Origin of the sequence: Halomonas stenophila (assembly GCF_014192275.1) — a bacterium.
Taxonomy (GTDB): Bacteria; Pseudomonadota; Gammaproteobacteria; order Pseudomonadales; family Halomonadaceae; genus Halomonas; species Halomonas stenophila.
On the sequence record NZ_JACHXR010000005.1, the window covers coordinates 127283 to 145328 of the forward strand.

At 65.3% G+C, this 18046-nt stretch carries 16 protein-coding genes and 1 pseudogene; 8 read left to right on the plus strand and 9 right to left on the minus strand.

What is annotated here, in order from left to right; genetic code table 11:
• Window positions 1-487: 487 nt before the first annotated feature.
• Complete coding sequence (locus FHR97_RS10725; protein WP_183383801.1) at window positions 488-1459, minus strand: LysR family transcriptional regulator; 972 nt, start codon at window positions 1457-1459, stop codon at window positions 488-490.
• Window positions 1460-1788: 329 nt separating this feature from the next.
• Here FHR97_RS10725 and FHR97_RS10730 point away from each other — a divergent pair, with 329 nt between their 5' ends.
• Complete coding sequence (locus FHR97_RS10730) at window positions 1789-2937, plus strand: efflux RND transporter periplasmic adaptor subunit (protein ID WP_246403942.1); 1149 nt, start codon at window positions 1789-1791, stop codon at window positions 2935-2937.
• Between the two features lie 68 nt (window positions 2938-3005).
• Window positions 3006-6176 (plus strand): efflux RND transporter permease subunit, encoded by a 3171-nt coding sequence (locus FHR97_RS10735; RefSeq protein ID WP_183383803.1) that lies wholly within the window; start codon window positions 3006-3008, stop codon window positions 6174-6176.
• Window positions 6177-6567: 391 nt separating this feature from the next.
• Here the strand turns inward: FHR97_RS10735 and FHR97_RS10740 are convergent, their stop codons facing one another.
• The 3 genes and pseudogenes from FHR97_RS10740 to FHR97_RS10750 all read right to left on the minus strand — a co-directional run bounded on the left by FHR97_RS10740 (window position 6568) and on the right by FHR97_RS10750 (window position 8247).
• Window positions 6568-7362, minus strand: a complete 795-nt coding sequence (locus FHR97_RS10740; RefSeq protein ID WP_183383804.1) for a DUF899 domain-containing protein — start codon at window positions 7360-7362, stop codon at window positions 6568-6570.
• A gap of 181 nt (window positions 7363-7543) precedes the next feature.
• Window positions 7544-7743 (minus strand): annotated as a pseudogene (locus tag FHR97_RS10745) (IS3 family transposase); the annotation flags it as partial.
• Window positions 7744-8247 carry an HPP family protein gene (locus tag FHR97_RS10750; protein WP_246403944.1) on the minus strand — a complete coding sequence of 168 codons (504 nt, stop codon included), beginning with the start codon at window positions 8245-8247 and terminating at the stop codon, window positions 7744-7746.
• 95 nt (window positions 8248-8342) lie between these two features.
• On the opposite strand from FHR97_RS10750, the gene FHR97_RS10755 reads away from it, so the two are divergent.
• Together FHR97_RS10755 and FHR97_RS10760 are read left to right on the plus strand one after the other, a co-directional pair.
• A complete protein-coding gene (locus tag FHR97_RS10755; RefSeq protein ID WP_183383806.1) occupies window positions 8343-8933 on the plus strand; it encodes a TetR/AcrR family transcriptional regulator in 591 nt (196 codons plus the stop codon).
• Between the two features lie 73 nt (window positions 8934-9006).
• The gene (locus FHR97_RS10760) at window positions 9007-9495 is read left to right on the plus strand and encodes a metallophosphoesterase family protein (protein WP_183383807.1); all 489 of its coding nucleotides are present in this window, start codon (window positions 9007-9009) and stop codon (window positions 9493-9495) included.
• 37 nt (window positions 9496-9532) lie between these two features.
• Here the strand turns inward: FHR97_RS10760 and FHR97_RS10765 are convergent, their stop codons facing one another.
• On the minus strand, window positions 9533-9925 hold the full coding sequence (locus FHR97_RS10765; protein ID WP_183383808.1) for a carboxymuconolactone decarboxylase family protein: 393 nt from the start codon (window positions 9923-9925) through the stop codon (window positions 9533-9535).
• Window positions 9922-10905 carry an aldo/keto reductase gene (locus tag FHR97_RS10770; RefSeq protein WP_183383809.1) on the minus strand — a complete coding sequence of 328 codons (984 nt, stop codon included), beginning with the start codon at window positions 10903-10905 and terminating at the stop codon, window positions 9922-9924. The genes FHR97_RS10765 and FHR97_RS10770 overlap by 4 nt, the downstream gene beginning before the upstream one ends.
• 68 nt (window positions 10906-10973) lie before the next feature.
• Between FHR97_RS10770 and FHR97_RS10775 the strand changes: the two genes are divergently transcribed.
• Window positions 10974-11909, plus strand: a complete 936-nt coding sequence (locus FHR97_RS10775) for a LysR family transcriptional regulator (protein WP_183383810.1) — start codon at window positions 10974-10976, stop codon at window positions 11907-11909.
• Window positions 11910-12041: 132 nt separating this feature from the next.
• On the opposite strand, the gene FHR97_RS10780 is transcribed toward FHR97_RS10775, so the two are convergent.
• Window positions 12042-12923, minus strand: a complete 882-nt coding sequence (locus tag FHR97_RS10780; RefSeq protein ID WP_183383811.1) for a LysR family transcriptional regulator — start codon at window positions 12921-12923, stop codon at window positions 12042-12044.
• 95 nt (window positions 12924-13018) lie between these two features.
• Between FHR97_RS10780 and FHR97_RS10785 the strand changes: the two genes are divergently transcribed.
• From FHR97_RS10785 to FHR97_RS10795, 3 genes are all read left to right on the plus strand, one after another.
• Window positions 13019-13519, plus strand: a complete 501-nt coding sequence (locus FHR97_RS10785; RefSeq protein WP_183383812.1) for a lactoylglutathione lyase family protein — start codon at window positions 13019-13021, stop codon at window positions 13517-13519.
• Between the two features lie 657 nt (window positions 13520-14176).
• Entirely contained in the window at window positions 14177-15115 is a 939-nt protein-coding gene (locus FHR97_RS10790) for a cupin domain-containing protein (RefSeq protein WP_183383813.1), read from the plus strand.
• 235 nt (window positions 15116-15350) lie between these two features.
• Entirely contained in the window at window positions 15351-15995 is a 645-nt protein-coding gene (locus FHR97_RS10795) for a beta/gamma crystallin domain-containing protein (RefSeq protein ID WP_183383814.1), read from the plus strand.
• A gap of 161 nt (window positions 15996-16156) precedes the next feature.
• On the opposite strand, the gene FHR97_RS10800 is transcribed toward FHR97_RS10795, so the two are convergent.
• On the minus strand, window positions 16157-16648 hold the full coding sequence (locus FHR97_RS10800) for a methylated-DNA--[protein]-cysteine S-methyltransferase (protein WP_183383815.1): 492 nt from the start codon (window positions 16646-16648) through the stop codon (window positions 16157-16159).
• On the minus strand, window positions 16641-18008 hold the full coding sequence (locus FHR97_RS10805; protein WP_183383816.1) for a DNA-3-methyladenine glycosylase 2 family protein: 1368 nt from the start codon (window positions 18006-18008) through the stop codon (window positions 16641-16643). The genes FHR97_RS10800 and FHR97_RS10805 overlap by 8 nt, the downstream gene beginning before the upstream one ends.
• Window positions 18009-18046: the final 38 nt, after the last annotated feature.

Consider the following 18046-nt stretch of genomic DNA (forward strand, 5'->3'; position numbering starts at 1 on the left):
CCTGTGCTGATGCTTTGTTTTATTTGTTATCACAATAAGGGGGTGGGTTCAATAGGTCATGCCCATGGACGTGGCATGAACACGGACTGAGTTCCACTTTTTCTTCAATTCTGATGATGCTCTCGCAGACATGAATATAGCAACAGGAGGAAGGAGGTGGTGCCTCAAAATGCAAGCTCTGTCTACTCTACGCGGACCGGGAGCGCAGTGCTGACGCCGCTCGGGGAGCCGTTAGAGCCAATACGTTGGCCAGCGTCGCTCGGTTCCCAGGTTGTTGATCAGCAGCGCCACCAACACCAGGCTCGCCGAGTCTGTTCTGGTCACGTCAGAGTGAACACCGTTGCAAGCCGAAGCTGCCAGTGCGACTTCCCTCGGCGTCAGGTAGCCAGGGTCGAGTGGAGCCGGCAACGCCGGCGTCTCGAGGCCTTCGAGGTCAGGAAAATCGCGTCATCCCGGGCAAGATCGAAGCCCGTGCCCCTCTGGTCGGTCAGTCCACGGATTCCGCCTCCTCGGCGGTGGTCACCGGACTGGCTGGCGCCTGGTTCTTCCGGGGCGGTGCCAGCATCTTGAAGCGGATTTGCTCGACGACGAAGTCGACGAAGGTGCGCACCTTGGGCGAGATGAGCTGGCCGCCCGGGAAGACGGCATTCAGCTCGATCTCGGGGCCTTCCCAGCCGTCGAGGATGCGGTGTAACCGGCTCTCCTCCGGCCCCAGACAGGCCACGATCTCGCTGGCCAGCATGATGCCTTGCCCCTCGAGCAGCAGGCCGCGCAAGACGAAGGGGTCGTTGGCGATGGCCACGGGGGCGACCTCGATCTCCTCCTGGCGCGACCCGTTGCGCAACTGCCATACGTAGCGGTGGCCGCGCCGGTCGATGGCCTTCGCCAGCGCCGGGTGATGCACCAGGTCCGCCGGCTCGCGAGGTTCGCCATGTTGGGCGAGGTAGTCTTCGCTGGCATAGACATACGAGCGATGCCGGGCCAGGGGGCGGGCCACCAGGCTCGAGTCCGCCAGCGGGCCGACACGGATGGCGACGTCGATCTGGTTGGCTACCAGGTCGAGACGGTCATTGGAGAGGATCAGCTCGACACGCACCTGGGGATACCGCTTGCGGAAGTCCTGCACCAGTATCGAGGTGAAGTCGGTGCACATGGTGAAGGGGGCGGTGACGCGCAGCCAGCCGCGCGGGCTCTCCTCGAGCCGCTGCACCGCGTGCTCCGCTTCGCTCAGCTCCCGGGCGATGCGATTGCAATACTCGAAGTAGACGGCGCCGGCTTCGGTCAGGCCCAGCTGGCGGGTGGTGCGGTTCAGCAGCCGGGCGCCCAGGCGTTGCTCCAGTTCCTGGACCTTGCGGCTCACCGTGGTCTTGGGGATGTGTAGCAAGCGGGAGGCGGCGGTAAAGCTTCCCTGCTCCACGACCTTGGCGAAGATCAGGACGTCGTTGAGATCCTGCGACATGGTGTTGTCCTTGGCCGTGCCAGTTGCACTCGAGGGGGGAGTGAGTAGGGGAGGAGTATAGGCGAGTGGCACGGAGACTATCCCGTCAGTGGAACAGTATTTCCCCCGAAACCCGTCTAATCAAGTCGCCTTTATCGCTCTATCGTTGACCTCTCATTGTGCGCCGACCGTGTCGATACTGCGCATGCCGAGACGACTCAGGAGGAGTCACGGCGGGTCGCCCTCCATCAGAGGAGCGGTATCGGTGCCGAGTCACGACGGGATAGGGAGGAACTCCCATGCATGTCCACGAGAGGATCCAGCATTCGCGTCCCCGGCGAGTGTCCCTGATGATCACTTTGCTGCTGGGAACCGTGTTGCTGGCCGGCTGCGATAGCCAGGCGGATGGTGAACAATCGGCACCGCCACCCCCCGAGGTGAGCGTGGCCGAGGTGGTGGTGAGGGACGTGCGCTTCTGGGACGAATTCACCGGTCGTATCGAAGCGGTGGAGTCGGTGGAGCTGCGGCCGCGCGTGGCCGGCTACGTCGAGCGCGTCAACTACACCGAAGGCGAAGTCGTCGACCAGGGCGATGTGCTGTTCGTCATCGATCAGCGCCCCTATCGGGCCGAACTGGCGCATGCCGAGGCCGAACTGGCGCATGCCGAGGCGCGTGTCGAACTGACCCGCAGCGAGGCCGCCCGGGCCGAGGCGCTGGGCCAGAGTCGCGCCATCTCCCGCGAGGAGCTGGATCAGCGCCGGTCGGCGGCGGCCGAGGCCGAGGCCGAGCTGCTGGCCGCCCGCGCGCGGGTCGACACGGCGCGACTGAACCTGGCATTCACCGAGGTGCGCGCGCCGATCGCCGGACGTACCGGGCGGGCCCTGGTCACGGCGGGCAACCTGGTGTCCGACACCACGCCCCTGACCTCGATCGTCTCCCTGGATCGGGTCCACGTGCACTTCCACGCCGACGAGCAGAGCTACCTGCGCTATGACGCCATGGCGCGCTCGGGCGAGCGGCCCAGTTCGCGCGAGGAGCGCACCCCGGTGAGGGTGGGGTTGGCGTCCGACAGCGGCTATCCCTACCGGGGCGAGGTGGACTTCGTCGACAACCGGCTCGACGCCTCGGCGGGCACCATGCTGATGCGCGCCGTGCTCGACAACCGCGATGGGCAGTTCGCGCCGGGCATGTTCGCGCGCGTGCAGCTGCGCGGCCAGGGGGCCGACGACGCCATTCTGGTCGATGACAAGGCGGTGTTGACCGATCAGGACCGCAAGTACGTCTATGTCGTCGACGACCAGGGGCTTGCCCAGCGCCGCGACATTCGACTCGGGCGCATGGCCGAGGGCCTGCGCGTGATCGAGTCGGGGCTCGAGCCCGGTGACCGCGTGGTGGTGCGCGGTGCGCAGCGCATCTTCGTTCCGGGCATGCCGGTGGCCGCGCAACGCGTCGACATGAGCGATCCCCGGCCGACGGTCGATCTCTCGGCCGCCCACTGACGGTCGATGCCACTGATGCGTTCTCGGGGCGGGCACCCAGGTGCGAGTCCCGATGAGGGAGTCTTGCCATGAATTTCGCGAAGTTTTTCGTCGATCGCCCGATCTTCGCCGCGGTGCTGTCGATCCTCCTCTTCATCGCGGGGGCGATCACCATCCCGCTGCTGCCGGTCAGTGAATACCCGGACGTGGTGCCGCCCTCGGTGGTGGTGCGCACGGTCTATCCCGGCGCCAATCCCAAGGTCATCGCCGAAACCGTGGCCACGCCGCTGGAGGAGGAGATCAACGGCGTCGAGGACATGATGTACCTCAAGTCGGTGGCCGGCTCCGATGGGGTGCTGCAGATGACCGTGACCTTCCGCCCGGGTACCGATCCGGACGATGCCGCGGTGAAGGTGCAGAATCGGGTCAACCAGGCGCTGGCGCGGCTGCCCGAGGACGTGCGCCGACAGGGCGTGACCACGCAGAAGCAGTCGCCGACGTTTCTGATGGTGGTGCACCTGACCGCGGAGGACGGCCGCTACGACACCCTGTACCTGCGCAACTACGCCCGCCTGCACGTCAAGGACGCCCTGGCGCGCCTTCCGGGGGTCGGTGATGCGCAGATCTTCGGCGGCGGCGACTACGCCATGCGTGCCTGGCTCGACCCGAACAGGATCGCCGCGCGGGGCCTCACGGCCGGCGACGTGGTGCGGGCGATGCGCGAGCAGAACGTGCAGGTCTCGGCCGGCCAGCTCGGCGCCGAGCCCATGCCCGACAGCGACTTCCTGACCCTGATCAACGCCCGGGGGCGCCTGACCACCGAGGAGGAGTTCGGCGACATCGTGGTCAAGAGCGGCGCCGACGGCGAGCTCGTGCGCCTGGCCGACGTCGCCCGCCTGGAACTGGGTGCCGGCGACTATACGCTGCGCTCGAAGCTCGACGGCAATGACGCCGTCGCCATCGGCGTCTTCCAGGCGCCGGGGGCGAACGCCCTGGAGATCCAGGAGGAGGTCATCGCCACCATGGACGAGCTGGCCCAGTGGTTTCCCGAGGGCGTCGAGTACGAGGCGGTGTACGACACCACCGTCTTCGTGCGCGACTCGATCGAGGCCGTGGTCAAGACCCTGCTGGAAGCCGTCCTGCTGGTGGTGCTGGTGGTCACGCTGTTCCTGCAGACCTGGCGCGCCTCGATCATTCCGTTGATCGCGGTACCGGTGTCGGTGGTGGGCACCTTCGCCGTGCTGTATCTGCTGGGCTTCTCGATCAACACCCTGACCCTGTTCGGCCTGGTGCTGGCGATCGGCATCGTGGTCGACGACGCCATCGTGGTGGTGGAGAACGTCGAGCGCAACATTGAGGAGGGCTTGTCACCGCTTGCCGCCGCCCACCAGGCGATGAGGGAGGTGTCCGGCCCGATCATCGCCATCGGCCTGGTACTGTGTGCGGTGTTCGTGCCGATGGCCTTCCTGTCCGGGGTCACCGGGCAGTTCTACCGCCAGTTCGCGGCGACCATCGCCATCTCCACGGTGATCTCCACGATCAACTCGCTGACCCTGTCGCCGGCGCTGGCGGCGATGCTGCTCAAGCCCCACGACGCGCCCCGTGACCGCATGACCCGCCTGATCGACCTGTTGTTCGGCTGGCTGTTCCGTCCCTTCAACCGCGTCTTCGCCAGCAGCTCGGCCAGGTACCAGGGGGCGATCTCGCGCATCCTGGGCCGGCGTGGGGCGGTGTTCGTGGTGTATGCCTTGCTGCTGGTCGCGACCGGGGGGCTGTTCCAGGCGGTGCCGCCGGGCTTCATTCCGACCCAGGACAAGCAGTACCTGATCGCCGGCGTCAAGTTGCCGGAAGGAGCTTCGCTGTCGCGCACCGATGCGATGCTGAGCCGGGTCGGCGAGATCGCCATGGCGACCGAGGGCGTGACCCACGCGGTCGCCTTCCCCGGCCTCAACGCGCTGCAGTTCACCAACACGCCCAACAGCGGGGTGGTGTTCCTGACCCTGGCACCCTTCGCCGAGCGCAGCCGCACGGCGGCCGAGATCAACGCCGAGATCAACCGCAAGATCGCGGGACTGCAGGAGGGCCTGGCATTCGCCTTCATGCCGCCGCCGATCCTGGGGCTCGGCAACGGCAACGGCTGGCAGATGTTCATCGAGGACCGCGCAGGGCTCGGTTACGGGGCGCTGCAAAGCGCGGTGCAGAGGTTCCAGGGGGCGATCGCGCAGACGCCCGGCATGGGCTTCCCGATGAGCAGCTACCAGGCCAACGTGCCGCAGCTCGACGCCGAGGTCGACCGCACCAAGGCCAAGGCCCAGGGAGTGCCGCTGACGGAGCTGTTCGACACCCTGCAGACCTACCTCGGCTCGACCTACGTCAACGACTTCAACCAGTTCGGGCGCACCTGGCAGGTGATCGCCCAGGCCGACGCCCCCTACCGAGACAGCGTCGAGGACATCGCCAACCTGCGCACCCGCAACGAGCGCGGCGAAATGGTGCCGATCGGCTCGATGGTGCAGATCAGCCAGACCTTCGGCCCCGATCCGGTGCTTCGCTACAACGGCTATCCCGCCGCCGACCTGGCCGGCGAGGCGGATCCGCGCGTGCTCTCCTCGACGCAGGCGATGGACGCGCTGAGCGAACTCGCCGCCCGGGTGCTGCCCAATGGCATGAGCTTCGAGTGGACCGACCTGAGCTACCAGCAGGCCACCCAGGGCAACGCCGCGCTGGTGGTGTTCCCGGTGGCGGTACTGCTGGTATTCCTGGCCCTGGCCGCGCTCTACGAGAGCTGGACCCTGCCGCTGGCGGTGATCCTGATCGTGCCGATGTGCCTGCTCTCGGCGCTGCTCGGGGTGTGGTTCATGAAGGGCGACAACAACATCTTCGTCCAGGTCGGGCTGGTGGTGCTGATCGGCCTGGCGTGCAAGAACGCCATCCTGATCGTCGAGTTCGCCCGCGAGCTGGAGATACAGGGCAAGGGCATCGTCGACGCGGCCCTGGAGGCCTGCCGCCTGCGCCTGCGGCCGATCATCATGACCTCGATCACCTTCACCGCGGCGGTGGTGCCGCTGATGCTGGGCAGTGGTGCCGGCTCCGAGGTGCGCCAGGCGCTCGGCGTGGCGGTGTTCGCCGGCATGCTCGGGGTCACGCTGTTCGGCCTCTTCCTCACCCCGGTGTTCTACGTGGCGTTGCGCAAGCTGGTCGAGCGCGGCCGTCGGGCGCCGCAAGACACCCTGCCGGCGGAGGGCGGATACCGTGCGTAGGCTATTGCCGATTTCCTCGTCCAAGTACTTCCACAGGCCGAGGTTCACTCCCTGGTTGACCCACTTGACCGAGATAGCGCGGCGGTACTCTTTCGATGTCCCTGACAACATGGCGTGCTTTGTCAGGAACCCTATAGGTCTTGTCCTGGAAACGGCCTTCGATTTCTGCCTTCAACTCATCGGGGGCCAGTTCCAGGCAATTCAAGGTCGCTTTGGTTGCTAACGGTCAAACCATCGTTCTTCCGCATTAATGTAAGCATTTCTTTCCCCTGCTGGATGGATTGTTTGCTGAGGCGACCGCGTGTCTTGAGGTTCCCGATCCAGCCGCCACACTTCCGTCATGAACGACATGAATCGGGAAAAAACAGGGCGGATCATGTCCTCCAGCGGGTCATCTCTCCTTGTCGTAAGCGTCGTGGTGACGTAACCAGTAGCCCGTCTCGTTGCGCCCCCTGGGAGCGCAGTCGAGCCATTGGTACATGCCCCAGAGGCCATCCAGTCCGCGCGCATAGGTGGAATAGCTGTGGTAGACGACGCCCTCCTCGAGCACGAAGGCGCTCATGCCCGGCCTCTCGCGCGCGTAGGTAGCCACGTCGGTATCCGTCATGGCAGCGCCCTTGGCGGCCCCATCGGGGGTCTGTCTTGAGGCTATCTCGGGCCCCTCGCCGCCGTGTAACGGCAACGCCGCCTCGCGGTGATAGTTGTACTCGATGCCCCCTTCGCGTTGTTCTTCCTCGGTGAAGGCGACCTGGAAATCGGCATTGAAATCGCTGCCGAACGAGGACGCCCAGGGAAAGCTCCACCCCATCCGTCGCTTGAACGCCTGCAGCTTCGCCAGCGGCGCCCGCGAGATCGCCCAGAGCATCACGTCATGGTGCGCCAGATGCACCGCAAAGCCATTGAAGCCGTCCGCAATCGCCGAGCAGGAGGGGCAGCCCGCCGTGTAGTCGGGCCCGAACATGAAGTGGTAGACGAGGAGCTGCGAGCGCCCTCGGAAGAGGTCCGCCAGCGTGGCGCTCCCGTCGTCGGTCTCGAACCGGTACGCCTTGTCGACCCGGACCCACGGCAACGCCTGACGCCGCTTCGCCAGCTCGTCGCTGCGCCGCGTCAGGGCCTTCTCTTCCTCGAGCAGCGCCAGCCGCGCCGCCAGCCATTCGTCACGTGTCCCGGTCTTGTGTGTCGTCATCGTCTTGCCTCCTTCGCCGGATGCCTGGGGTCGTTCCGTTCCCGAAAGCGCCTGGTCCTTCGAGGTCATGAGATATATCTAGTAGCGAGTGATCGAGTGGTGGGAGTAAAAAAGGTGGCGGGATTCGGATGGACTCGTTGATCACGGCCGCGGCACGGGCACTCGCGGCAGGCGATCCCCTCGGTGACGTCACCGTGAACGGGCGGTTCAGCAGGTGGGGCGCCACCGGCAGGGTGTGCTGACTGTCGGTTGCATGACGCCAGCGTCGCCGCTGCCGTGCCTCTACGCCGGCGTCCCGCATCAGGCTGCGGGCCTGGTAACGGCGACGTCGTAGCCGCGGCGTCGCAGCTCTCTGGCCATGCGGCGGCTGCCGTAGCTGCCCTAAAGCCAATACGTCGGCCAGCGTCGTTCGGTTCCCAGGTTGTTGATCAGCAGCGCGACCAGCACCAGGCTCACCGAGCCCGCCAGTACCGGCATCAGCAGGAAGTCATAGCCGACGGCGCCGGACATCATCACCACCAGCGGATTGGCGCCCGCCGGGGGATGCACCACGTGCAGGGCCTGCATCAGGGCGATGGCCAGCCCGACGCCAACCGCCATGGCCAGCGGCCCGGTGTCCAGCAGCTGCATGACGACCAGGCCGACCAGCGCCGCGACCAGGTGGCCGCCGACCACGTTGCGGGGCTGGGCCAGCGGTGCCCCCGGCGCGGCGAACAGCAGCACACAGGTGGCACCGAAGGGCGCCATCAGCAGCGGCACTTCGGTGAGCCGGGTCAGCCAGGCCACCAGGCCGATGCCGCTGATGCCGCCCACCAGGCCGGTGAGAATCTGGAGGGTGTCGGGACGCGCCGGCAGGGTGCCGCCGCCCTTCATCTTGTGAAGCATGGGGATCGCCTCGTCAGGGTTATGTACAGACAGGTCTGTACAGTAGTAGCATGAGCGCATCGAAGCAAGGCATCCGATGACGAGGAGGTGGATTCATGGCCAAGCGCGACGACATCCTGGCGACGGCGACGCGGTTGTTCGGGGAATACGGCTATCACGCGGTCGGCGTGGACCGGATCCGGGACGAGGCCGGGGTCTCGAAGATGACGCTGTATCACCACTTTTCCGGCAAGGAGGCGCTGGTGGAGGCGGTGCTGGAACGGCGCCACGAGCGCTTCATGGACTCCCTGGGGGCGGCGGTCGAGTCGGCGGGCACGGCGGAGGCCCGGCTGCGCGCCGTCTTCGACTGGCATGCCCGCTGGTTCGCCTCCGAGCGGTTCCATGGCTGCATGTTCCTCAAGGCGACCGAGGAATACGCCCGGGAGCCGGCTTCCCTGCTGGCGCTCTCGCGGCGGCACAAGGCCGAGGTGAAGGCGCTGGTGGAGACCATCCTCGCCGAGATGCACGGCGAGGCGGCGTCGCGCATGGCGCGCCTCGTCCAGGTGACCCTGGACGGCATGATCGTCAACGCCTACCTGTTCGGCCCGGAGGCCGTGGACGATGCCTGGGCGGCGCTGGCGCCCCTGCTGGAGCTGGACGCCAGTCCACTGGACCGCGCGGGCGAGGCGGACTGGACGCGCCCCTGACGCTGCAGCGCTGGCCGTCTCGGCCGATCAGCGCCACCATGGCATTCGGAATCGCATGACGGGAGCCTGGAGCATGGATACCGAGCGTTTCGAGCTCGACGCCCCGATCGGGGTGATCGCCGATACTCACGGCACCCTGCGCGACGAGGCGCTGGCGCTGCTCGAGGGCTGCGGGCTGATCGTGCACCTCGGCGACGTGGGCAGCCGGGAACGGGACGAGGCGATCCTCGCGCGGCTCGCCGAGCTGGCGCCGCTGGTCGCCGTGCGCGGCAACGTCGACACCGCGGCCTGGGCCGAGCGGCTGCCCTGGCATCGGGACCTGGTGGTCAACGGCTGGCGCCTGCAACTGGTGCACGATATCGCCGACGTCGACGACGCCACCGCCTGCGACGCCGTGCTCCATGGCCACTCCCACAAGGCGCGCAACGAGTGGCAGGGCGGCCGGCTGTGGTTCAACCCCGGCGGCGCCGGCCGCCGCCGCTTCTCGCTGCCGCTGACCCTGGGCCAGCTGTGGGCCGACGAGACGTCCCTGCGCGGCGCCATCCTGCACTTGCCACTTTGATCGATGTCGAGGCTCCGAGCTGGCGCCGCGGCCCCCTTCAGCGCTTCGCATCCTGTGCCCGGAAGGCCGCCTTGGCGGCGCTCATGGCATTCATCGCCGCGGGAATGCCGGCATACACCGCCACCTGCAGGACGATCTCGACGATTTCCTCGCGGGTCACCCCGGTGTGCATTGCCGCACGCAGGTGGAACTCCAGCTGGCCAGGCGCGGTGCCCATGGCGCCGAGCATCGCCACGGTCAGCATCTCGCGGGTCTTCAGATCGATGCCGTCGCGGGCGACGACATCGGCGAAGGCGAAGCCCAGCAGGATCTCGGTCGCCTGGGCGTGGAAATCGTCCAAGTTGTTCGCAACCCGCGCCGGGGCGTCCGGCTCCAGGCGCGCCAGCAGGGCCAGGGCGTCGTCGCGACGACTGGAATGGGCATCGCTCATGCGTTCACTCCCTTCATGCCTTCCGGGGTATAGCGTTCGCCGGTCACAGGGATACGGGAGGTGATCGCTTCCAGCCGCTGTTGTTCCTCCGGGGTCAGCGTGAGGCTCGCCGCCGCGGCATTCTCCTCCAGATAGCGCCGCTGCTTGGTGCCCGGGATCGGCACGATATCGGGGCCCTTGGAGAGCAGCCAGGCGAGCGACAGCTGGGCCGGCGTGCAGCCCTTGTGGGCCGCCATGTCCGCGATCGCCTCGGCGATCCGGCGGTTGGCCGCCATCGCCTCTTCCGTGAAACGTGGCAGGTTGGGGCGAAAGTCGCAGTCGTCGAACGATGTCGCATCCTGGAAACGCCCGGTCAGGAAGCCGCGGCCCAGCGGCGAGTACGGCACGAAGCCGATGCCGAGCTCTCGGCAGGTCGGCAGCACCTCGTCTTCCACCTCTCGCGCCCATAGCGAGTATTCGGTCTGAACGGCGCTGATCGGATGCACGGCGTGGGCCCGCCGCAGGGTGTCAGCGCTGACCTCGCACAGGCCGATGCGGGCGATCTTGCCCTCCTCGACGAGACGCGCCAGCCCGTCGATGGTGTCCTCGATCGGCCGCTCGGCATCGATGCGATGCACGTAGTAGAGATCGATCCGCTCGACGCCGAGCCGGCGCAGCGAGGCTTCGCAGGCCTCGCGGGCATAGGTCGCACCGTTGTCCAGACTTCGCTGGTATTCGCCGGGCTGGCGCACGATGCCGAACTTGGTCGCGACCTTCACGTCGGCCCGCTGGCGGGACAGGACGTCGCCGATCAGGGTCTCGTTGTGGTGGGAGCCGTACATGTCGGCGGTGTCGAAGAAGTCCACGCCGAGCTCGATCGCCCTGGCCAATACGCGCCGGGATTCGTCATCATTGCGTGGACCGTAGAATTCGCTCATGCCCATGCAGCCCAGGCCGATGGCCGAGACCGTCAGGTCCTTTCCGAGAGTGCGTCGTTGCATGCTGGCGTCTCCTGTCGCGTTGAGGAAAATGACGGAAGGCAGCGTCACACACACCAGGAACGAGCAACATGCACGACTCCGGAAAGGGGATTTCCAGGAATGAGAAGCCGGCCTCGCGCCGGGTCGACTGGAACGATGCCAGCGCCTTTCTCGCGGTGGCGCGCCACGGCACCCTGAGTGGGGCGGCGTCGATGCTCGGGGTGGGGATTGCCACCCTGGCGCGACGCATCGAACGCCTGGAGGCCGCGATGCGGATTCCGCTCTTCGTCCGCCAGCAGTCGGGCTATCGGCTCACCGCGGAAGGGGAGGGGCTCATCCCCAAGGCCGAGGCGCTGGAGGCCGCCGCCCATGCCTTCGCCTCGGGCGTTGAAGACGACCATGCGATGACCGGGCGAGTCAGGTTGGCCACCGCCGAGAACCTGGCGACCCGCCTGATCCTGCCGGCCCTGCCGACCTTCCGGGAACGCCATCCGGGGCTTTCGATCGATCTCGTCACGGATATCCCGACCGCCAACCTGCAGCGCCGGGACGCCGACCTGGCGATCCGCATGGTCAAGCCCGAGCGGGGCAACGTGTCGTTCCGGCGGTTGGGCACCCTGGGTTACGGGCTCTACGCCAGCGCCGATTACCTGGCGCGGCGCCTGGCCGGCTCACGGGCGGGCGGCTGCGACGATGATGCCTTTATCACCTGGGGGGAGCGGCAGGCCCACCTGCCCGCCGCCCGCTGGGTGGAGGACGTCCTCCAGGGCCGGGCGCCCGCGCTCACCACGACATCGCTCCACACCCAGGCCGTCGCGGCCTCGGCGGGGCTCGGGCTAGCGGTGCTGCCACACCTGGTGGCGCGCGATTCCGGCCTGGTCTGCGTCGAGGCGGACCTCGGCGTCGCGCAGGACATCTACCTGGTCATCCAGACCGACCTGTCGCGCGCGCCGCGGGTGCGGGCGCTGGCCGACTTCCTCGGCGAGCTGGTCATTCGCAACCGTGACCGGCTAAGTGGTCCCTGAGCGCGCCAGACATCTCCCATTACTCCTGCTTTGCTGTTCGAAGATGGCGACCGCGTTTCGCCAGCGGGGCATGGACGGGCTCCAGCCAGGGCCGGTACATCTGGCTGGCCGGACTGCTCGGGTCTTGTATTGCTAGACGTTCCGGAATTTTCCCCTACGCCGCAGGTGCTCCAGGGCAAGCTGGGCACGGCTCGACAGTGGCCATTCGGCACGGTGGACCAGCCATAGTGTGTCGACCACCGATGCACCACCTTCGACCACCCGGATCTCCTCCTGACGGGCGAAGGCCTGGCGCGCATAGCACGGCAACACGGTAAAGCCCAGACCACGGGCCACCGGCTCGAGAATCAGGCCGATCTGATTGCTGAAGCCGCGCAACGGCAGGCTGCGGATGCCGGGATGACCGGGGAAGCGCCGACTCAACAGGCGGGTGGCCATCGCCTGCCCGTCGGGGTGATCGATGAATCCCAGGCGTTGCAGATCCGACCACTCGTGACCTTTCCCATGGGCCGGCACGACCAGTTCCAGCGGCTCCTCGGCGAACAGCGTTGCGACCAGTCGCGGGTCGTCGGGCTTCAGGCTGACCAGGCCCAGCTCGTAGCGGTTGTTCAACACGGCATCGAGTACCTCGTCATCCGGGGCGAAGCGATGGCGGACCACGAGCCCGGGGCTCGCCAGCTGCAGGTCGAGCAACTCGGTGTAGAGGGACAAGCCGATACTGCCGGGGCTGATCAGACTGACCTCGCCATGCTCGGCATCCGCCTCCGAGAGCCGCAACTGCAGACGCTTGTCGGCCTGCTCGACCTCCTGGCAGTAAGCCAGGAAGGCATGCCCTGCCGGTGTCAGCTCGAGCCGACGTGGGCGACGAAGCATCAGGGGACCCAGCCGTGACTCCAGATGACGCACGTGCTGGCTCACCGCCGCCTGCGTCAAGCCGAGGTGATCGGCGGTACGGGTGAAATTGCCCAGTTCAGCGAGCGTCGTGAAAGTGCGCAGCCACTGCGGATTCAGCATAAAGAAATCTTATCGATTCGATAACTCGACCATGGTTCTTATTATACCTTGTTCGACCTATGCTGCTCGCACAATCACTGCATGGAGCAGCCACCATGACCGCAACCTATCCGCGCAGCTTTTCCCACATCGGCCTGTCGGTGACCGACCTCGACGCCGCCGTCACCTTCTACACCGAGGTACTGGGCTGGTACCTGATCATGCCACCGACCATCATCCGCGAGGACGATTCGGCTATCGGGGTGATGTGCACCGACGTCTTCGGGGCTGGCTGGGAGGGCTTCCGTATCGCTCACTTGTCCACCGGCGACCGCGTCGGTGTGGAGATCTTCGAGTTCCAGAACGCCGAGCGGCCGGAGAACAATTTCGAATACTGGAAGAGCGGCGTCTTCCATTTCTGCGTCCAGGACCCGGACGTGGAGGGGTTGGCCGAGCGCATCGTCGCCGCCGGCGGCAAGCAGCGCATGCCGGTGCGTGAGTACTTCCCCGGCGAGAAGCCCTACCGCATGGTCTACATGGAGGACCCCTTCGGCAACATCCTCGAGATCTACAGCCACAGCTACGAACTGACCTACTCGGCGGGAGCCTACGAGTAAGCGCTACTGATCCCCTGTTTCCTGCAATATCCCACTCTCCACCAGGATAAACCCGTGTTTGGCATGGGGGATGCCGGTGTAGACCTGTTCCCGCGTGAGGATGGGGCCGGGGCGTCCGGCCGCAGCGTGGCGGTGTGGCTAAACACCGAGCCTTGTGACGTGTGGAGGGACATGGCGACTACGGTTTTCTCGCATGGCAACAGGCCCGTGGAAGCTAGTCCGAAATGTTATGTCAGATGTCTTGTAATTGGTGTGGCAAATGTCTTACAGACCTCTGCAAGAGACTCACATGTGAAATGGTACAACTCACACGTACCCCATATCGTATTTCTTTTCCCTGAGTTAACTGCGACTACTACGGTGATAGGTGCGAGATGTCGGCATTACATTCCTCAGGAGTGAAAGTGCTTGGATAAGTAATGATTGCAATTCGTTGTATTTATTGGGTGTTTAGGGAGATGTCATGAATGCTTCATAACTATGACAGGCTCCGTCATGAGTCGCAGTGAATCATCCGATTAATTCAAGTCGGTGTATGTGCTGCATCGAAAGGTATATGTCTGCGCTTGAAACGGTGTTTAACGGCCATCGTGAGCCCCGGTAATCAGGTTGAAACTTCCGGGAATAGACATGGTGGCAGGAAAACAGGGGAGGGGCATGAAGATGACCGAGTCCAGGGAAACCGTCGAAGAGAGGGGCGTGCGCGGTAAGGGCTATCCGTTTCATATCACGCAGGAGGAGGATCGAGAGTTGCGTCGGAAGGCCGCGAGAGCCGTCCCCGCCGCGGTGATCAATCAGGCATCGTTCTTTGACGAATACGTCCAGCAACTGATGATCCCTCCGGTGGTCATGGACATGGTGCGCAAGGCCGAGAATATGCGGTTGGCACCGTGGGAGGTGGCGGCGATGCGCAAGCACCTCGCTCCCGCCGAAGTGTCTGGTGACAAGGTTGGACTGCTGCGCAAGATTCTCCAGTTCAAGGCCTGTGCAGATAAGACTCATCCGCCCTATATCCGCGTCGCCTGCACCGGGAGCAGCGAATACGACTACCTGGCGTTGGAAGACGGTCACGTGCTCAGCCTGCCGGAGGGGAAAGACGTTGGTTCCCCGGTGGTTCTGGAGATCTGGCCGGCCCAGCATTATTCGCCGATTCACTCGCACGGGGATACGACCGGAATCGTCTTTTGCCTTGCCGGTCAACTGGATGTCATGCTTTATGATTCCCTGGACTGGAACGCCCGCAAGCTCGGCCTGATCACCCTCAGCCCCGGGCAATGTGCATGGTTGTCGAAGGACACCTACGCCGTTCACCGAGTCTACTGTCCGCTGAACGGTGGCGAGGGCACGACTGGTCCTGGATTCATGAACTCCACCGAAGAGTTTGGCGCCAGCTTCCACGTCTATCTCAATGAAGACGAGACAGCGATGGTGCCCCACGATCACCACCACCACGATCACCACCACGAGAAACATCACTCACGGAAGGCTTTCGACTTTATCGATGAGAAATCCAAGAAGAAAGGTACGTTCAAGACCCACTCCGATCTGTCGTGGAGTGTGCTGCGTAGCGTCCTGGCGGACACCGATATTGACTGATCGACACATTCTCCTGAATCGAATCAAGTAAAGCAGGCTGCCACTGTCGGCCATGGCCGTTTTCCACACAATGCAGTGAGTACACCGTGTGCCTGGTAGCTATGGCAGTAAATACCCTCTCTAACGGATAGGCGCTTATGCATTCACTCTATTAACAGCCTGGCGTAGCTGCCACAGTTGTTCATCTCATCCTGTTTGGCACCAAGGCATATCAACCTCCAGCGGAGACATGCTCATGAAAGAAGAAGACTTGAAGGCCGTTGCGTTTTATCGGAAGCATGATTTTGGAGGCGAGCCGGAGTATTACAATATTGGTGATGACGTAACCTTCTGGCAAGGAGATGATTTCAATGACAAGTATTTGTCATTGATAGTCATCAAGCCCGCAAAGGTTCATTGTTACCAGCACTCTACTGGAAAGGGGGTTCATAAAGTATATGCTAAGGGGGATTATCCATCCCTGGACGAGTTGGAAGGGCTGTCAAAGTTTTTAGTCATTCCTGACAATGCGTACTGGGCGATTGCATTACGCTTGATAGATGAGACAAAGTCCCCTGTTGGTCGTTATCAGTTGACATTCGTTGCTCATGGGCTCGGTAAAACCGCTATAGAATCCAGTCATAAGGATGACAGCGCCAAGTATGCCCAGCTAGAGTCGACAACAAGTGATAATGAAATCACCTGTGCGCTTTATGTGCGTGACATGCAAACGGGAGCATATGTCATTACCGGATCAATCCATCTCCACTTTGATTCAACTCATGGCGTCATATCAGTCGACGATATAAATGTTGCGGAAGAATCCACTTTTCACCTGGAGCCACACCTTGTGGACAATACAAAGTTCGACTTAATCATGAGTGAAAAACACGCCTCATAACATGTCCATCAACAAAAAATGGCGTTCAGGTTGCACCAGGGCTATTCGAATAGCCCTGGTGCTTATTACTCAGACCAGGCCAACTAGCCTACCCCACGCCATGCCGGCGCGGGACCCCATGCCTCCCGAAACGCTTTAGGACGCTGCCGTGAGGAGGTGACTCACCCCAGCGCGAAGGGAATCTCGCCGGCCTCGTGGGCCAGCAGCCACTGCTTGCGGCCGATGCCGCCGGCATAGCCGGTGAGGCGGCCGTCGCTGCCGATCACCCGGTGGCAGGGCACCACGATGGCGATGGGATTCTTGCCGTTGGCCGCGCCCACGGCGCGCTGGCCGCCCTTGCAGCGCAGCTGTTCGGCGATCTCGGCGTAGCAGCGGGTCTCGCCGAAGGGGATGGTCTCCAGCGCCTGCCAGACGCGGCGCTGGAAGTCGGTGCCCTCGGGCGCCAGCGGCAGGTCGAAGGCCTGGCGCGTGCCGTCGAAGTACTCGGCGAGTTGAGCGCGGGCGCGCTCGGTGAGCGCGTTGGGACGGGCCGGTGCGTCGGCCTCCATGACGAAGGCGATCTCGGTGAGGCCGCTGGCCGTGGCCCGCAGGCGGATCAGGCCGAGGGCGTCGGTCTCCGGCGGCTGATAGTAGTCCAGGGCGTCATCAATCATCGGTTTGGCTCCACAGTTGCAGGGTCAGGTAGCTGCGCCAAGGGGCGGCGCTCGCCGGGTCGGCGCCGTCGAGCCGGGGCAGTGCCCGGCGCACGCCGGCATCGCCGGCCAGCCAGATATCGGGGTGGCCGGTGCCGCGCAGGGCCGCGTAGTTCGCCGTCCAGGGGCCGATGCCCTTGAGCGCTGTCCACTCGGCCGGGTCGTTGCTCGCGTCGCCACCAGCGTACCAGGCCGCGAAGCGGCGCAGGGTCTCGCGACGCGTCCCGGGCATGGCGAGGAAGGCCAGGTCGCTGCCGGCGACGGCGGCGGGCGTGGGGAAGTGGCGGTGTCCATCGGCGGCCGGCTCGCCGAGTGCCGCCACCAGGCGGGTGACCAGCCGGCGGGCGGCGCCGATCGCGACCTGCTGGCCGAGGATGGCGCGCACGCCGGCCTCGAACGGCGACCAGACGCCGGGCAGCCGCAGTCCCTCGATCAGCCTGAGGCCGGGCAGGGCGCGGCCCAGGTGGGCCTCGATGGTGGCGGTGTCGGCGTCCAGGTCGAGCACCCGGCGGATGCGTCGCACCACCGGCGCCAGCGCCTGCAGGTCGTCGAGCTCGAGGCGGACCCGGAAGGCGTGGCAGTCGGGGAGGTGCTCGGCGGTGAACTGGCCCCGCGCCTCGCCCCAGCGGAGGCAGCGGCCGTAGTGCCGCTCGCCGACCCACTCCAGGCCCTCGATGGCGCGGCTGGCATGGAAGTCGCGCAGCGTCTCCCAGGCATAGGGCGGGCGATAGGCCAGCCGCAGTGTCAGGCCCTCGCCGGGCTCGCCGGCGCGGCGGCGCAGGTCCCGGGGCGCCAGGCCGATGCGGCTGCGGAAGGCATCGTTGAAGCGGCGCAGGCTACGAAAGCCGCTGGCATAGGCGATATCGGTGACCGGTAGCGTCGTCTGGTGCAGCAGCTGCTTGGCGAACAGGCACTGGCGGTGCTGGGCGTAGGCCTTGGGGGAGACGCCGATGCGTTGCTGGAAGAGCCGGCGCAGGTAGCGCTCGCCGATACCCAGCCGGTCACAGAGTGCGGTCAGTGAGTCGTCACGCAGGGCGCCGTCGTCGATCAGCCGCAGCGCGCGCTCCAGGGTCGTGTGGGTGCCGCGCCAGGCCGGCGAGTCCGGGGCGCTGTCCGGCCGGCAGCGCAGGCAGGGGCGAAAGCCGGCCTCGGCCGCGGCCAGGGCGCTGTCGAAGTAGCGCACGTTGCGCTCGTGGGGCAGTGTTGCCGGGCAGATCGGCCGGCAGTAGATGCCGGTGGTGGTCACGCCGACGACAAAGCGGCCGTCGAAGCGGGCATCCCGGGCCAGGCGGGCCTGGCGGCACTGGGCGGCATCCAGCATGGCGGCGCTCCTCGGCGTGGGTCTATGCCCTCCAGTGT

Bases quoted from the DNA above. Each gene is read 5' to 3' on its own strand.
- FHR97_RS10770 (WP_183383809.1), bottom strand. From the start codon at position 10,905: ATGCAACGACGCACTCTCGGAAAGGACCTGACGGTCTCGGCCATCGGC.
- FHR97_RS10740 (WP_183383804.1), bottom strand. From the start codon at position 7,362: ATGACGACACACAAGACCGGGACACGTGACGAATGGCTGGCGGCGCGG.
- FHR97_RS10735 (WP_183383803.1), top strand. From the start codon at position 3,006: ATGAATTTCGCGAAGTTTTTCGTCGATCGCCCGATCTTCGCCGCGGTG.
- FHR97_RS10780 (WP_183383811.1), bottom strand. From the start codon at position 12,923: ATGCTGAATCCGCAGTGGCTGCGCACTTTCACGACGCTCGCTGAACTG.
- FHR97_RS10775 (WP_183383810.1), top strand. From the start codon at position 10,974: ATGCACGACTCCGGAAAGGGGATTTCCAGGAATGAGAAGCCGGCCTCG.
- FHR97_RS10750 (WP_246403944.1), bottom strand. From the start codon at position 8,247: ATGCTTCACAAGATGAAGGGCGGCGGCACCCTGCCGGCGCGTCCCGAC.
- FHR97_RS10800 (WP_183383815.1), bottom strand. From the start codon at position 16,648: ATGATTGATGACGCCCTGGACTACTATCAGCCGCCGGAGACCGACGCC.
- FHR97_RS10785 (WP_183383812.1), top strand. From the start codon at position 13,019: ATGACCGCAACCTATCCGCGCAGCTTTTCCCACATCGGCCTGTCGGTG.
- FHR97_RS10805 (WP_183383816.1), bottom strand. From the start codon at position 18,008: ATGCTGGATGCCGCCCAGTGCCGCCAGGCCCGCCTGGCCCGGGATGCC.
- FHR97_RS10725 (WP_183383801.1), bottom strand. From the start codon at position 1,459: ATGTCGCAGGATCTCAACGACGTCCTGATCTTCGCCAAGGTCGTGGAG.
- FHR97_RS10755 (WP_183383806.1), top strand. From the start codon at position 8,343: ATGGCCAAGCGCGACGACATCCTGGCGACGGCGACGCGGTTGTTCGGG.
- FHR97_RS10760 (WP_183383807.1), top strand. From the start codon at position 9,007: ATGGATACCGAGCGTTTCGAGCTCGACGCCCCGATCGGGGTGATCGCC.
- FHR97_RS10765 (WP_183383808.1), bottom strand. From the start codon at position 9,925: ATGAGCGATGCCCATTCCAGTCGTCGCGACGACGCCCTGGCCCTGCTG.
- FHR97_RS10795 (WP_183383814.1), top strand. From the start codon at position 15,351: ATGAAAGAAGAAGACTTGAAGGCCGTTGCGTTTTATCGGAAGCATGAT.
- FHR97_RS10790 (WP_183383813.1), top strand. From the start codon at position 14,177: ATGAAGATGACCGAGTCCAGGGAAACCGTCGAAGAGAGGGGCGTGCGC.
- FHR97_RS10730 (WP_246403942.1), top strand. From the start codon at position 1,789: ATGATCACTTTGCTGCTGGGAACCGTGTTGCTGGCCGGCTGCGATAGC.